Genomic DNA, 14,285 nt, shown 5'->3' on the forward strand with positions numbered 1-14,285 from the left:
TGCCGAGCCTGCCCCCTCACAAACATAGATATGGGTCAGTCAGACGCTTTCAACCCCCAAAAACAAATTTTTTCCCTGCGTGATCAGTATTGGGGCGACAGGCGGCTCCGGATAATATCGGGGAAACCGTTCGCCCCCGCCGCCAGATAGCATGGAGCCCATGATGCAGGATCGCGACACAAACTCCCTGAGACTTTTTATCGGCATTGAGCCGGACGCTACTACCCAGCGCTTCCTGGACGCCACAGCCAATGCGTGCCGACAACGCGGACTGCCGCGCGGTACACGCTGGCTCAGCCATAACAACCGACACCTGACGATTGCCTTTCTTGGTGAAACCGCTGCCGAAAACGTTGAGCACATTGAATCCCGGCTAAGCACCATCGCCCAAGAAACACCGGAGATTTATGTCCAGGCAGTCAGCACGCACCCGTTTCCGGGCCCCAGGGCCAAACTGCTCGCGACAGAGCTCCTGCCCACACCTGAACTCGATCACCTCCACCAGAATTGCCGACAACTTATGCTTGATCTCGGTATGCGCCCAGAAAGCAACAGCTACCGACCTCACTTCACGCTGGCAAGATGTCGCCTGGGCTTTGCCCGCTTCCCGCCACTACCGACACAACACTACTGCCTGCTGAACAACCTCACCCTCTACCACAGCCTGCTCGCGCCCGGAGGGAGCCAGTACACTCCCCTGGCCAAGTTCCAATTGGTTGGCAGCTGAAACAAAAAAAGCCCGCGAAAGCGGGCTTTTTTATAGTCAGATTCGGGGCACTCAATCCAGGCGGGAGAGTACGTATTCCGGGTACATGACCAGTCGCGGACGAGACAGGCGCCGGGCATCCAGCACGAACACGTAGCGGGTACCGTCATCATCGGCAGGGATGGTACGACGGAATTTCCAGGTATTGATCTTATAGGTCTGGCGACCGGACTCTACCGGAGCCACCAGGCGATACTGATCGTGACCAAGGAACTCAAACTCCAGAGACTCTCCATTGGTCATTCGCAGTGACAGATTGCGGAAGGTCTGCTTGCCCTTCTCACTCTCATCCGTATCCGCCAGCAACTGATCCAGGCGCTCCTGCTCGCCCTTCACATACTCCAGCAAGTCGGCATCGACCTCGCGCTCTTCCGCGCTAGCTTCGGCAGATTTTGCCGACTCCGCCGCCGGAGCCAGAGACGCCATAGTCGGCGCCGGAATCTCCGGCTGCTCGATCACGGGCTTGGCTGCGGGCTTTGGCTCCATACGGGCTTTAGCCGCTGCAGCGTTTGCAGCCTTACGGTTTTCCTCCGCCTTCACCAGCATGGACTTGACCATGCCATCCACTAATTTCGACTGCGAAGCCTGGCGCGCCTTAGCATCCTCGACTGCCGCCTGGGATTTATTCAGGCGGGCCTGCAACTCAGCATAATTGGTCTGTATGAACTCGACCCGGCGGCTGCGACTGTCCACGCCTCGTTCAGCCATGGAAAATGCATGTTTGGCCTTGTGCAAGGCGCGCTCGGAATCCGCACCAGGAGAGGTCTTTTGCATCCGCTCTGCCGCCTTGAGCTCACGCAGGCTCTCGTCATAGTGCTTGCGGGCATCCGCCAGGGACTTTTCGGCCCGCTCAAGCTTGTAGTCGTAACCCAGAATCTCGTTTTCTACCTCTTCCAGCTCTACCAGCCGGTTTTCCAGAGTCTGTTCAATTCGAGCAAGCTTGTTCTGCTCCGCCGTCAGCGATGCCGACGATTGCGCGATAACGCCTACACTCATTGCCCCCAACAAGCCCGCAAATAGCAGCGAGCAACCACGGTTTACCGCCATAGCCAAAAGTCCGTTAATTGATTTTTTACTTCAAGATCTGAGGATGTCATGCGCACTAATCATCCCGGCATGGAACCGGCTAGGCGCATATCCCCACAATGTAACCCAGACAAAGGAACGCAGCAATGACCATGCCAAACAGATCGGGACACAAATGATGACCGGGCGTGATTCCCGCCATGCTTCAACCTCCGCAAAAGGCCCCTCAAGCCCTAGCAATTTTTTATGACATTTAATCGCACAGAGAGCTTGATTTTTTTTTTGAGAATCGCATTATGGGTTACAGGGAGACAATTCGAACCTAGCTGGGAATTCCAGACCAGGCGCAAAACACCCGAAAGCTGAGACACGATCAGCAACTCAAATATGCGACCTCTGGTGACCTGATTCCCAACTAAGCGAGACTCCCTAAGGGCGCCCTACCTTCTACCTGCAAACCGCATCTCGCGGCCTGCATGGATCCTTTATAACCGGAGGTATGTGCCCATGAAATCAGCGCCTTACGATAACATTGTGTTCCGCGACTTAGACAAATCTGCCGCCCTGGCAGACACGGTGTCCAGAAAGCTACACAAGTTGGAACGTTATTGTGGCGATATCATACGAAGCCGTGTGGTTCTAGAAGCCCCCCACAATCACAAACACAAAGGCAAACAGTACCGCGCCTCAGTGGAGCTTGCCCTGAGCGGCAACCCGGTAACCATTACCAATGAGAGCGACTCCATCCACCGCGCAGTCAACGCGGCGTTTAACTCTGCCGAGCGCTGCCTGAAAGAACGTGGTGATCGCCGAAAAACACGGCGCTATCAACTTCCCGAGATGGCCGAAGAAGTTGAGATAGAGGACTAACCAGGCACTAGTTGAGCAATTATTAACCATTTTTTAGGCTAACTTTTGCACTGCCCACAACCAGGCAGCGTATACAAAAAAGGTGATGGACCCTTGAGTCCATCGCCTTTTCTTTTATTGCTGATACCGCCTTGCCAAACAAGCCGGTACTCACCCCCGCCCAAGAGCAGGCGTAAACGGTATCACTGCGTCACCGGAGTGCGCATGGTCACAAACTCTTCGGCTGCCGTAGGATGAATCCCGATCGTCTGATCAAAGACGGTTTTGGTCGCGCCTGCCTTCATGGCGATGGCAATCCCTTGAATGATTTCCCCCGCATCAGGGCCGACCATATGCGCCCCTACAACCTTGTCGGACGATTTGTCGACAACCAGTTTCATCAGGGTTCGCTCATCCCGCCCACTCACGGTATGCCGCATTGCGCGGAAGTCGGACTTGTAGATTTCCACGGTGATGCCGGCTTGACGGGCCTCCTCCTCTGTCAGTCCGACCGTCCCGATGTTCGGCTGGCAGAAAACGGCCGTGGGAATATTGTTGTAATCGATCTCAGCGGTCTTCCCGGTCTGCCAGTGTTTAACCAGTGCCATCGCTTCGGCCAGGGCCACCGGGGTCAATTCCGGCCCACCGGTAACATCACCCAGGGCGTAGATCGAGGTCACACTACTACGGAAATTGTCATCAACACCGATAGTGCCGTCCTTGTGCAAAACTACACCGAGCTTTTCCAAACCCAATCCCTTTGTATTGGGATTTCGGCCAGTAGCAAAGAGTACTGCATCAACCACCAAAATATCGCCTGTGTCATCACGCACCAGGAGGCTGCCGTCATCCTGCTTTTCAATGGCCGTGACCTGGTGGTTGAATCGCAGTTGCACACCCTTTTTACCCATCTCATCGCGGGTAAATGTCCTTACATCCTTGTCAAACCCGCGCAGAAACAGGTCTCGCCGGTATGACAGATGCGTCTCTGCGCCAAGCCCCGCAAATACACCGGCGAACTCCACGGCGATATAGCCACCACCCACGACCAGGATTCTCTGAGGAAAAACTTCCAGCGAAAAAACCTCGTTGGAAGTAATGGCGAATTCACTGCCCGGAAAGTCGGGAACAGTTGGCCAACCACCAGTTGCCACCAATATTTTTTCTGCCGTGTAGGTATCTTCTCCCACACGAACCTCATGACGCCCGATTAAGGTCGCTCGACCACCAATAACCGTTACACCACTATTACTCAATAGATTTCGGTAGATGTCATTGAGCCGGGCAACTTCTTTCGCCGTATTGTCTCTCAGTGTTGCCCAATTGAAATGAGCACCCTGCCCTTCCCATCCGTAAGCCCTGGCATCCTCGAAGGATTCGCTGTAACCACTGCCATAGACAAACAGTTTCTTGGGCACACAACCGACATTGACACAGGTGCCCCCCATATACCGGTCTTCAGCCACGGCTACACGCATGCCGCTCGCTGCGGCCATTCTGGATGCGCGAACACCACCGGAGCCCGCTCCGATGACAAACAGGTCAAAATCGTATTCAGACAAAATTCTCTCCCAATATCTGAAGTTAAGCGTCGATCAAGCCAACCAACGGGCACTACCGAAACGGCTCGTATCCGCAACGGTTTCGGTCTAGTGACGCAACTTGCCCACCATTTTTGGCAATGTAAACCGTAAATAACTGTGCTTTAGATCCGCAATTGGCACTTTAGTGACAATCTACCCACAAAAGCCATTGACATTAGAATACTGTTTCTATATTCATGTGATGTTTATCACAAATAAAAGCCTGATAGCGAAAAAAACAACAGCAGGGCACGCAAAATGAAATCGTCCACCAATACAGAAACACACATCTTCAACCGCTTAATCACCAAAACCGCAGTAGTGATCAGCCTGCTCCTGGCTAGCAGCCTTTCCCTCGCGAAAACACATCCGTCCTACCTGAATACCAGCTACTGTGACAGCGTAGTAGAACAGTTCGTAGACTCCGGGATGCGCAGCCTGGGCAAGTACGTCAACGACAACTTCAAGCCCGAATACAAAGGGGGCATCCGCAATACAATCAACTTCCTGGAGCAACGCTCGGCGTGGCTGAAGGAGTGCAATGACTACCTGCTAGACACCGGTGAAAGTCACATCTTCTATAGCGAAGAAAGCACACAGGATATCTTTGTAGCGATAGAAGCACTGGCGAAAGAGCTGCAACTGGTTCGGGAAGGCGTTGAATATCCGGATGAAACCGGCACCAACAACCCTCGCCCCTTCATCAAGAGCCGCTTTGACACCCTGGCAAGACTCGTTGACCAACATCACACCAGAATGCTGATGAAAAAGCAGTTCCAGTAAGGATCAGGATCACCAAATATACCCTGCAATCCCGGCAAGCCGGATCACTGATCCGGCCTAGCCTTTCTTGCTCTCCGGTTCAACACCACTCCTTTCTGCGTTTGCCCCGGTAGCAACGAACGGCATCTTATCCTCACGCCCCAGTAACCGTTCCTTAAGGCTTGCCGCGATTCTCTTGGTAAGTGCACCAAGCCGCGGGCGCTGCTTTTCAGAGAACGGGATCGGCCGGCAGCTGTGCACGGCCGCCAACCCAATTCGCGCCATAAAAAGGCTGGCACCCATGCCCTGCCCCAAGCGCGCGGATACCGTACTCAACACACTGTCGCCTACCAACTCAGGCCACAATTCACTCACGGCATACTCGCTTGCACCGCTATACGCGACCAGGGCAAGGATCTTCTTGAACAATCGCCAGCGCACCACCACCGATGGGCGTACGCCATATATTTGCGCCACATCGTCAATCATCCGCATGGATTGGCGAAGTGAGACCAATACATCGAGCGTCGTAAATGGGCTCAATCCCACTAATGCGCCTGTGGTCGAGGCATGCCGAACAATTCGTCGTAGAGCCTCCTGATCCAGGGCCTCGAAAAAATTGATTTCCAGATGCCGCAACAGTTCACTGTTGTCATAGTAGTCTGGCATTTCGCCCTGAACCCGCGCGAGCAAAGCACCCTGCGGCTTGCCGTCAAACAACTCCCTAAGCTGCTCATTCAGCGGCTCCACTGCATCCGTCGAGCGGCTGTCGCGCACCTCCGCTGCAAGCTCTTGGGTCTTCTGCAGCTTTCTCAGTGGACGCCCCGCACGAAAGTACTCCCAAACTGCGCTGGCCATGGTCAGTGTCAGAGTGCCAATGATCACTGCCGCCAGTAATCCCAGGCTCCAGTGCATATCCGCAGCCCAGTAAAAAAACTGCCGCAACTCCCAGAATACGGCGCCAAACACCAGTAACAGCGCCGCCACTAGCGCCGGCTTCCACAGGCGCAAGCGGAAAGCCGGGAGCCGCAATTCTGAAAACGAAATTTTGTCCGGGAGCGTTTCTCCGGTAGTAATGGATCGGGGGAGCTGATCCTCTTCGTCGCCCAAAGGCTCTACGCGGGTTTGCGCGCGCGCCCGGTGCGCCTCCAGCTCCGGTTCCAGGTTCTCAATCCGGGTCTGGCGGCGTGGAACCACCTTCTTCGCCTTCGCCGTGTTGTCGACTCCGGATCCTTCCCCGCTGCTCACCCCACGTTGCGACTCGTCAGGCTCAGTCACACCTTGTCTCCAAGCAATAGATTTAACAGTGCATCCATACGGATATGCGGTATGTAGCCTTCGCGCCCGATTCCCTGCGGAGGGCGCAGCTGGGGTGGCAAGCCCCCGGCGTAATGCTGCCAGTCGCGTTCATCCGGCGAGTGCGGCAGGATTTCTGCGTTTTCAAACCCGAGTCTGCGTCCGTCCATATCGTGCCCGACAAGTATCCGGCGGCCATCTCTCTGACTTTCATTGGAACAACGCACTGCGGCAATCGCCTCGCAATACAACGGCAATCCGCGATGGCGCGCACTGGAAAACGCCTGCTGCAACTGCTGCCCCAGCAGTTGTCGCAGGGCGTCGTGATCCGCGGCCAGCACCTGATCCACCTTGGTGGCGGCAAACACTAGTCGATCGATTTGCGGCCGCCACAACTTTCGCAACAGCCCCGTATTACCGTAACGAAAAGTATCTGCAATATGGCGGAATGCCAAACGCATATCATCCAGAGAAGACTCACCCGCAAACAGGGTACTGATCAGATCCACCAGCACCAGCTGGCGATCCAGGTGGCGGAAATGACTCTCAACAAAAGGGGCGACCTGCTCATCAACATAGGACCGATAGCGCTCCGCTAGCACCTTGTAGACGCTGGTTTCTGGCAGCGCTTCCAAGGCTCCTTCAGAAAGGCGCCCCGCACCAGGTAAAGGCAGTACGCCGTATGGTGCATCTTCCAGCAGCGCGCGCCCCGGCTGCAGATAACTTAATTTATGGATACTGCGACAATCCCGTAAAAACTGCCGGTAATCCTGCCATAACGAATCCAGCAGCCGGCTGTCCACGATGGCACCAGGTTCCAGGGCCTGCAAACGCCCAATCAATTCCGGAGCCAGGCTCGACCGCAGTTCACCTTCGAGCAAACTGCCCTGGTGACGGCACCATTCAGCATAAGAAAGGTTCAATAGCGGCAGATCCATCAGCCATTCACCGGGGTAATCCCGCAGCTCGAGAACCACAGTCCGGCGAAAATCCCTGCCAAGGCGACGCCCCTGCAGATGTAAATGCAACTCCATCGCAGAGAGATCCCGGGTTGAACCTGGCCACCGCGGTGGCACTGCTTTCAGGGCATCCAGGCAGCGCTCGTACTCGAATGGCGGCAGCCCTGTATCCAGCGCGGGATGCAGCTCCGCCCCAAGCAGGCGCCCGTTGAGCGCAGGCGCAAATCCCGGAAGCTGAGCCCGGTCGGGGTGACTTAGCTGATAAATAAGACTGGTCAGCAGCGTGGATTTACCGGCACCACTAAGGCCGGTGATACCAATACATATCCGCCGATCCAGCAAGCGCTCTGCCGCCCAATGAGACTTGTCTGCGGCCTCGCGACGCAAACGCCGCCAACCGGAGCGAATTTTCCCGAGTCGTCCCTGCTCACCGTTATCACTGCTCATTATCCTTGCTCTCTACTGCTGAAAGTCACTGCGCCTTGCACGCCAGCAGGCGTCGGCGGCCACCGCGCACTGCAGGCACTACTGAATTGACTGTGACCGCTTATTCCCAACAAGTCTAGCCTTAGCGCCTCCACAGGCCAAAGCCATCCGTAGAGACAAAAAAAACGCGAGCCCTTGGGGCTCGCGTTTTGCGAAATCTCCGGGAAGATTGGCGCGATGGATGTTTATTACCCACCGCTCCCTCCACAGAGATCAGGGCTGGCTTACTCAACCAGTGCAATGTCACCAGAGCCCATGACCGAGAAGGATTCGCGAGCCGGGCGCCGCAGCACGATGTCTCCAGATCCCATCACGGTACCACCGGCACTCTGCGCGCTCAGGGTGCGGCCGACGAAGTCGCCGGATCCCATTATGGTGATATCAAAGTCAACCACCTTGCCGCCGATCACCATGTCACCGGAACCCTTGATCTGCGCTGCCAGCTGCTCACCGACAAAATTATCGATTCGCAAGTCGCCAGACCCGGTAATCCCTGCCGCACCGCGTACCGCCAGGACCGTACCGACCAGCAAATCGCCTGAACCGGTTACCGCTGTATCGAGCTCTTCAGCCGCCACCCGGTCAATACGGATGACTCCTGAACCGGTAACACTTAATTCCAGGCGCTCACTTTCCAGTGCATCCGCGCTCGCTTCGCCGGAGCCGGTAACACGCAGTGCTGAAATTTTTGGCAGCGTTACCTGAAACCGCACCTCTGGCTCCGAGCTCACGGTAACCACCCCGAATAGGAATTTTTTCTCTGCCTCAACCGAAAGTTTCAGGGTATCACCGTCGACTACCGCCTTGGCGAACTGCATGGCATCTTCAGGCCCACTCGCAGTCACCGCGAAGTGATCTCCCTGAACCACCACCAGGTCAGAGCTACCTTTCAACGCAATCGCCGTGAATCCCTCAAGCGGAAAACTTCGCGAGGAGCTATTGCTCGCGCCATCGGCCTGAGCCACCCCGGCAACCAACATTATGAATGCCGCAAGTAAGGCGGCGAATCGGGCTTTGCTGAACATGCTGCGTTCCTGTGTTGTCGTATACCGGTATGATGTGGCAAGTGCGCGATTTGGATGCACCGGAGGCAAAGAAATGTTTCCGTGCGCAATCATTCTTCAGCGCTGGCGTACCCCAGTTCGGCAAGCGCCTCGCGCAGCCGGGCCGCCTCGGTTGCCAGCGCCTCCGCTTCTGCGGGCTGCTGCAGGGCAAAGTCCAGATCAGTGATCTCGTTCGCCGGAATCAGGTGGTAGTGGGTGTGGGGCACTTCCAGGCCCGCAACCATGATGCCAACGCGTTTCGGCTGGTAAACCTTCTTTTGTGCCTTCGCCACCTTCCGCGCCACTGACATCAGGTGGGCGGAGATATCAGCGGGCACATCGTCCCAGTGATCGATTTCCTCTACTGGAATCACCAGGCAGTGACCAGGCTGGACCGGCGCAATCGTCATAATCGCCACAGCCACCTCATCGCGCCACACAAAATGACCAGGTAGTTCTCCGTTAATGATCTTGGTGAAGATGCTCGCCATGTATTCCCTCGGATATTAGTGTTTGGCGGAAAAAGTACGCCGATCACCCTAGGATGCCGGACGCTGATTTTCGACTAGTCTAACAGTGGCCAATCAGTCAGCGGAAGCATTCGCTGCCAGCGCTTGCGCCCTATTACACAACATCATGCTACCCGAGGAAGTCCGTGACAAATTTATGGCCGGTCATTGGCACTTCCTTGGGCATCCCGTACTCTTGCCGCCCATGTGACGAGACAGGCTATCGGGCCGCCTGCTATCGGCATCTGGGTGTACAACCTCCCCGGAACAACTGGGTTCCAGACTTGGCACTCACGGTGCATATCAAAACTTAAACATTCAGGCATTGGCGACGTGCTTGGTCGCCGAATCAACCCGCGATAGCCACATAAAAGATACGGATATACAAAAAACACCTGTCTCAGGGGGACATTATGAGCAGCCTATTGGATGAAATGGGGGGACATCAGTTTGTTCACCGCACCGTATGCGAGTTTTACCAAGCCATCGGTAAGCACCTCGCACCTTCAGATAGCAGTGATCACGCCAAGCAAAACAGCCGCCAGGTTCAGTTTCTGAGCCACGCGTTGTCCGCCCAGCCGGAGCCGGTATATAGCTCTCGCGCCAGCTTCCTTGCCCAAGGCTTGAACCCCGCTTTGTTTGAAGCGCTTCTCGAGTACCTACAAGCGCGTCTGGAAGAACTGGAGATGAGCCCCGACCTCAGTGACAAACTGGTGCGCACCGTCGGCGAACTGTATGAGAACTGTGACGAGCCACTATCCATGGCCAGTTGAGTCCGGTTAAGCCTGTGACTGGGGTCGATCGCGCAATCACCCCAGCCCTACGGCCAGAGACTGCAGATTCAGGGCGCGGGCATCCCCAGATGCCCCGTACATCCATCCCGAACAGGGCGGGTTTCCGGCCACATCCCCACCACTCTCTGGCGCTGTCGGTTGCGAGCGACCAACCCCACCCCTACAATGGCCGCTCACACAGCCTTATTCCCCCGTTTGCCTTCCTGTCTGTAAGCGGTAAGCGCTACCAAACATTCTCAAGAAACAAGAGACTGCCAATGAAAATTGCCAACCACAGTGTTGTGGAGATCAACTACACCCTGAAAGACGCCGAAGGTACCGTGATCGATACCTCTGAAGGCGGACAGCCGCTGAAGTACCTGCAGGGCGTGGGCAACATCATCCCGGGCCTGGAAAAGGAAATGCTGGACAAGAGCGCAGGTGACAAGTTCTCCGTGGTGATTGCTCCGGAAGAGGCCTACGGCCCGCAGAACCCCGAGCTGATCCAGACTCTGCCGAGCAGCGCTTTCGGCGGCGTGGAGAAGCTGGAAGTGGGCATGGCATTCCGTGCACAGAGCACCGAAGGTCACCCGATCGAAGTTGAAGTCATCGATGTCGACGGCGACCAGGTTACCATCAATGGCAACCACCCGCTGGCCGGCGTTGAGCTGCACTTCGACGTGGAAGTGGTTTCCGTGCGTGAAGCCACCCCGGAAGAGATCGACCACGGTCACGTCCACTAAAGGACATCGCGGAGCAGCCTGTGCTGCTCCGCGAACCGAACATCTTCCGAATTACCCCACAGCTTACCGGATTGCCCGCGACCTGCGGCAGCCAACATGATTCCCAACCACCTTATTCTGTTCGACAGTCAGTGCAACCTGTGCAATGGCTGGAGCCGATTTATCCTTCGGCATGACCAACACCACCAATTTACCCTGTGCCGCGCCCAGTCACCTGCGGGACAGTATTTACTGCGCAAACTGGATCAGCCTCTGGACAATTACCTGAGCATGATTTATCTAGTGCGCGGCGCGCACGGCTGGGAGCCCCGCTTTCGCAGCGAGGCGGCGCTCGATGTCATCGCGCAACTGCCAGCGCCCTGGCGCTGGATGCGGGTATTTGGCCTGTTGCCGGTCACCTTGCGCGACAGGATTTACGACCTGGTGGCGCAAAACCGCTACCGGCTGTTCGGCCGGCCACCGGCATGCCGCCTGCCGACCACCCGTGAACAACAATGGTTTCTGGAAGAGATTACGGATCTGCAATCCCATGAGTTTGAGTGATACCTACCTGCAACGTTTTGGCGGCATCGGCCGGCTGTACGGTGCTTCAGCACTGGAAAAACTGGCTGGTGCCCACATGGTGGTGATCGGGATCGGCGGCGTCGGCAGCTGGACCGCCGAAGCACTGGCTCGCAGTGGCGTCGGTCACCTTACCCTGATTGACCTGGACGATATCTGTATCACCAATACCAACCGCCAGATTCACGCCCTCGCTGGCACAGTTGGCGAAATCAAGGTTGCGGAGATGGCCAACCGGTTGATGCAAATCAACCCGGAGATCCGCGTTACAACGCACGAAGACTTTATCGCCAGTGACAATTTCGCCACGCTGCTGGATCCGGAACAGCAACCGATTGACATCGTCATTGATGCCATCGACAACGCCCGTGTCAAAGCGGCACTGATCGCTTACTGTAAAGCGCGCAAGCTGCGTGTAATTACCGTGGGCTCCGCCGGCGGCAAGAAAAACCCTGCAGAAATCACCACTGCCGACCTCGGGCGCACCCACAACGACCCCATGCTCGCCAAAGTGCGTCAGCACCTGTATCGCTTCCACAACTTCCAGAAGTCCAGCAAGCGGCAGTTTGGAGTGGATGCGGTATTTTCCGGTGAGCCTATGGTGTATCCACAACCGGATGGCGAGGTGTGTCAACAGAAAAGTGCCATGCAGGATGGCGTAAAGCTGGATTGCAGCGGCGGCTACGGTGCCGCCACAATGGTGACCGGCACCTTCGGCTTTGTCGCCGCTGCCAAGGCGATTGAACGCCTGCTGAAATAGCGCAATCAGTTATCGCCGAATATCGCCACATTCACTGGCGAGTTGGACGTTCGGCTGCCGCGGTACATGCCTTTGGTATTGAACGTGAGCGCAATATTGCCGTTCACATCCAGTACGATGACCCCACCGGTGCCGCCTACTGGCAACAGCACGCCGTTGATCACTTCATCGGCCGCGTCACTGATCGACTTACCCTGGTATTGCACACGCGCGCAGATATCCGCAGCGACGTTGTAACGGATAAAGTACTCACCGTGCCCGGTGGCCGATACCGCGCAGGAGCGGTTGTCGGCAAAAGTGCCAGCCCCGATCACCGGTGCATCACCGATACGTCCATAGCGTTTCGCCGTCATGCCTCCGGTGGAGGTTCCCGCGGCCAGGTTGCCGGCCTTGTCCAGCGCCACAGCGCCGACAGTGCCCATTCGGAACGGCACCGGCAGCGACTCAACCGCCGCCCGGTAGTCCTTGTCCTGCCGGTTCTCACGATCGAGCTTCTCCTTTGCCTTATCCAGCTGTTGACGCCGCTCATCAGTGTCGAAAAGCTTGTTGTCGACCAGTGGCACACCGCGGCTTTCGGCAAAAGATTCTGCACCGGCACCAGACAGCATCACGAAGGGAGAATCCTCCATCACCATGCGCGCAAGGTTGATCGGGTTTGCGATGCGCTTGACGCCAGCTACCGCGCCGGCCTGGCGATTGCGTCCGTCCATAATCGACGCATCCAGTTCATGCGCGCCTTCATAGGTATACACCGCACCCTTGCCCGCATTGAACAGCGGCGAATCCTCTAGCACATTGATCGCGGCCACCACCGCATCCAGGCTGGCCCCGCCCTTCTCCAGGATGGTGTAACCCGCATTGATCGCCTCTTCGAGCTTGGCCCGGTAAGCGCGCTCCTTTTCCGGTGTCATGCGGGATTTTTCGATTGTGCCGGCGCCGCCATGAATGGCAATGGCGAATTTGGCATCGTCGGCCTGGTTCGCCAGCAGTGGCGAAGAAACCACGATTAATGATGCCGTCAAAATTTTGCGCAGTTGCTTTAAAGCCATCGAATACACCCGTTACGTTATGAATTATTACAGCAAAGAAAATTATGCGATTGTGCCTGCGAAGGCAACGCGTGATGTTGGCGGGAATTGTCGTGATGCAAGCACACAACCTGCAATTCACCGGACAGAAAAAACCTGGCGCTGCAATACAGACTGCGCAACCGATTCCACCATGCTGCGCATCCACTGGTTGGCGGGATCACTTTCCGCATTCCTGTGCCAATATAAATTCCAGCGCAGCGGCTCCACCGCCAGCGGAAGCTCAGAGATCGCCAGTGGCAGGGCTTCCGCCAATACACGCGGCACCGTCCACAACAGATCGGTGCCCGCGGTGATCTGTGCGGCAACCAGATAATTCTGTACCCGCATGGCAACATCGCGACGAAGCCCCTGTGCATGCAGCGCCATATCCACATGTCCGCGGCCCTTGCGCCGACTGGAGACATGCAGGTGTTCCGCCGCGAGGTAGCGCTCTAGTGACACAGCCTCCCCGGCAAAAGCGTGCGCATCCCGCATCGCAATCACGTAGGGCAAGTCGCCCAGTGGCAGCACGCCCAGCTCGCGGGCATTGACCGCGGGAGCATCCAGCAGCAGATCGATGCTGCCGGCCTTGAGATCCGCGGTAGCCGCTTCCCGCTCCACGTAATAGCTGGTGATCCCGACACCCGGCGCCACTTTCCGCACCGCCTCGTGCAGTCGCGGCAGCAGTAACGACTCGGCCAGGTCGTTCATTCCGAGACGGAACACCCGCTCTGAACGAGCCGGTTCAAACCGTGCGTTGACGCCGACACTGCGCCCCAGTAACCCCAGGGCCTCGCGCACATCCGCTACCACGCTTTCCGCTACCAGCGTAGGGGTCATTCCCTCCCGGGTCTTCACAAACAGCTGGTCGTCAAATGTCTGGCGCAGCCGGCCCAGCGCATTGCTCACCGCCGGTTGGGTCAGGCTCAACAATTGCGCCACCTTGGTGACGCTGCGCTCCCGGTAGAGCGCGTCGAAGACCACAAACAGGTTCAAATCGACTTTATCCAGACGCATGTTTCCCTCCACCGGCCAGGATAGGCACTGCAACACCGCGGTATCATTTTTATCTATGCAGGGTGATCACCCGAATAAATTA

At 56.6% G+C, this 14,285-nt stretch carries 15 protein-coding genes; 7 read left to right on the forward strand and 8 right to left on the reverse strand.

The window, feature by feature from the left end; translation table 11 throughout:
* Positions 1–163: 163 nt before the first annotated feature.
* Entirely contained in the window at positions 164–727 is a 564-nt protein-coding gene (gene thpR, locus ACNKU7_RS11715; RefSeq protein ID WP_418297170.1) for an RNA 2',3'-cyclic phosphodiesterase, read from the forward strand.
* Between the two features lie 51 nt (positions 728–778).
* Here the strand turns inward: thpR and ACNKU7_RS11720 are convergent, their stop codons facing one another.
* Positions 779–1,813: a hypothetical protein gene (locus ACNKU7_RS11720; RefSeq protein ID WP_418297171.1), complete on the reverse strand. Its 1,035-nt coding sequence runs from the start codon at positions 1,811–1,813 to the stop codon at positions 779–781.
* 486 nt (positions 1,814–2,299) lie between these two features.
* On the opposite strand from ACNKU7_RS11720, the gene ACNKU7_RS11725 reads away from it, so the two are divergent.
* The gene (locus tag ACNKU7_RS11725) at positions 2,300–2,662 is read left to right on the forward strand and encodes an HPF/RaiA family ribosome-associated protein (protein ID WP_418297172.1); all 363 of its coding nucleotides are present in this window, start codon (positions 2,300–2,302) and stop codon (positions 2,660–2,662) included.
* A 182-nt stretch (positions 2,663–2,844) separates the two neighbouring features.
* Here ACNKU7_RS11725 and gorA read toward each other — a convergent pair whose 3' ends face one another.
* Positions 2,845–4,203 carry a glutathione-disulfide reductase gene (gorA, locus tag ACNKU7_RS11730; protein ID WP_418297173.1) on the reverse strand — a complete coding sequence of 453 codons (1,359 nt, stop codon included), beginning with the start codon at positions 4,201–4,203 and terminating at the stop codon, positions 2,845–2,847.
* A 279-nt stretch (positions 4,204–4,482) separates the two neighbouring features.
* On the opposite strand from gorA, the gene ACNKU7_RS11735 reads away from it, so the two are divergent.
* Positions 4,483–5,007 (forward strand): hypothetical protein, encoded by a 525-nt coding sequence (locus tag ACNKU7_RS11735; RefSeq protein WP_418297174.1) that lies wholly within the window; start codon positions 4,483–4,485, stop codon positions 5,005–5,007.
* 57 nt (positions 5,008–5,064) lie between these two features.
* On the opposite strand, the gene ACNKU7_RS11740 is transcribed toward ACNKU7_RS11735, so the two are convergent.
* From ACNKU7_RS11740 to ACNKU7_RS11755, 4 genes are all read right to left on the reverse strand, one after another.
* Positions 5,065–6,264, reverse strand: coding sequence for a TIGR01620 family protein (locus ACNKU7_RS11740; RefSeq protein WP_418297175.1), 1,200 nt, complete (start codon positions 6,262–6,264; stop codon positions 5,065–5,067).
* Positions 6,261–7,688 (reverse strand): YcjX family protein, encoded by a 1,428-nt coding sequence (locus tag ACNKU7_RS11745; protein WP_418297176.1) that lies wholly within the window; start codon positions 7,686–7,688, stop codon positions 6,261–6,263. The genes ACNKU7_RS11740 and ACNKU7_RS11745 overlap by 4 nt, the downstream gene beginning before the upstream one ends.
* Positions 7,689–7,951: 263 nt before the next feature.
* On the reverse strand, positions 7,952–8,752 hold the full coding sequence (locus tag ACNKU7_RS11750) for a GIN domain-containing protein (RefSeq protein WP_418297177.1): 801 nt from the start codon (positions 8,750–8,752) through the stop codon (positions 7,952–7,954).
* 89 nt (positions 8,753–8,841) lie between these two features.
* The gene (locus ACNKU7_RS11755) at positions 8,842–9,261 is read right to left on the reverse strand and encodes an HIT family protein (protein ID WP_418297178.1); all 420 of its coding nucleotides are present in this window, start codon (positions 9,259–9,261) and stop codon (positions 8,842–8,844) included.
* A 431-nt stretch (positions 9,262–9,692) separates the two neighbouring features.
* Here ACNKU7_RS11755 and ACNKU7_RS11760 point away from each other — a divergent pair, with 431 nt between their 5' ends.
* The 4 genes from ACNKU7_RS11760 to tcdA all read left to right on the forward strand — a co-directional run bounded on the left by ACNKU7_RS11760 (position 9,693) and on the right by tcdA (position 12,116).
* Positions 9,693–10,052 (forward strand): globin family protein, encoded by a 360-nt coding sequence (locus tag ACNKU7_RS11760; protein ID WP_418297179.1) that lies wholly within the window; start codon positions 9,693–9,695, stop codon positions 10,050–10,052.
* Between the two features lie 278 nt (positions 10,053–10,330).
* Positions 10,331–10,795, forward strand: a complete 465-nt coding sequence (locus ACNKU7_RS11765; RefSeq protein WP_418297180.1) for an FKBP-type peptidyl-prolyl cis-trans isomerase — start codon at positions 10,331–10,333, stop codon at positions 10,793–10,795.
* 96 nt (positions 10,796–10,891) lie between these two features.
* A complete protein-coding gene (locus ACNKU7_RS11770) occupies positions 10,892–11,338 on the forward strand; it encodes a thiol-disulfide oxidoreductase DCC family protein (protein ID WP_418297181.1) in 447 nt (148 codons plus the stop codon).
* Positions 11,325–12,116 (forward strand): tRNA cyclic N6-threonylcarbamoyladenosine(37) synthase TcdA, encoded by a 792-nt coding sequence (tcdA, locus tag ACNKU7_RS11775; protein WP_418297182.1) that lies wholly within the window; start codon positions 11,325–11,327, stop codon positions 12,114–12,116. Before ACNKU7_RS11770 ends, tcdA begins: the two co-directional genes overlap by 14 nt.
* 5 nt (positions 12,117–12,121) lie before the next feature.
* Here tcdA and ACNKU7_RS11780 read toward each other — a convergent pair whose 3' ends face one another.
* A complete protein-coding gene (locus ACNKU7_RS11780) occupies positions 12,122–13,165 on the reverse strand; it encodes an isoaspartyl peptidase/L-asparaginase family protein (protein ID WP_418297183.1) in 1,044 nt (347 codons plus the stop codon).
* Positions 13,166–13,282: 117 nt separating this feature from the next.
* On the reverse strand, positions 13,283–14,203 hold the full coding sequence (locus ACNKU7_RS11785) for a LysR family transcriptional regulator (protein ID WP_418297184.1): 921 nt from the start codon (positions 14,201–14,203) through the stop codon (positions 13,283–13,285).
* Positions 14,204–14,285: the final 82 nt, after the last annotated feature.

Origin of the sequence: Microbulbifer weihaiensis, assembly GCF_048323715.1 — a bacterium.
GTDB lineage: Bacteria > Pseudomonadota > Gammaproteobacteria > Pseudomonadales > Cellvibrionaceae > Microbulbifer.

Coding starts and splice junctions, on each gene's coding strand:
- thpR (WP_418297170.1), top strand. CDS start 164: ATGCAGGATCGCGACACAAACTCCCTGAGACTTTTTATCGGCATTGAG.
- ACNKU7_RS11720 (WP_418297171.1), bottom strand. CDS start 1,813: ATGGCGGTAAACCGTGGTTGCTCGCTGCTATTTGCGGGCTTGTTGGGG.
- ACNKU7_RS11725 (WP_418297172.1), top strand. CDS start 2,300: ATGAAATCAGCGCCTTACGATAACATTGTGTTCCGCGACTTAGACAAA.
- ACNKU7_RS11735 (WP_418297174.1), top strand. CDS start 4,483: ATGAAATCGTCCACCAATACAGAAACACACATCTTCAACCGCTTAATC.
- ACNKU7_RS11745 (WP_418297176.1), bottom strand. CDS start 7,688: ATGAGCAGTGATAACGGTGAGCAGGGACGACTCGGGAAAATTCGCTCC.
- ACNKU7_RS11750 (WP_418297177.1), bottom strand. CDS start 8,752: ATGTTCAGCAAAGCCCGATTCGCCGCCTTACTTGCGGCATTCATAATG.
- ACNKU7_RS11755 (WP_418297178.1), bottom strand. CDS start 9,261: ATGGCGAGCATCTTCACCAAGATCATTAACGGAGAACTACCTGGTCAT.
- ACNKU7_RS11760 (WP_418297179.1), top strand. CDS start 9,693: ATGAGCAGCCTATTGGATGAAATGGGGGGACATCAGTTTGTTCACCGC.
- ACNKU7_RS11765 (WP_418297180.1), top strand. CDS start 10,331: ATGAAAATTGCCAACCACAGTGTTGTGGAGATCAACTACACCCTGAAA.
- ACNKU7_RS11770 (WP_418297181.1), top strand. CDS start 10,892: ATGATTCCCAACCACCTTATTCTGTTCGACAGTCAGTGCAACCTGTGC.
- tcdA (WP_418297182.1), top strand. CDS start 11,325: ATGAGTTTGAGTGATACCTACCTGCAACGTTTTGGCGGCATCGGCCGG.
- ACNKU7_RS11780 (WP_418297183.1), bottom strand. CDS start 13,165: ATGGCTTTAAAGCAACTGCGCAAAATTTTGACGGCATCATTAATCGTG.
- ACNKU7_RS11785 (WP_418297184.1), bottom strand. CDS start 14,203: ATGCGTCTGGATAAAGTCGATTTGAACCTGTTTGTGGTCTTCGACGCG.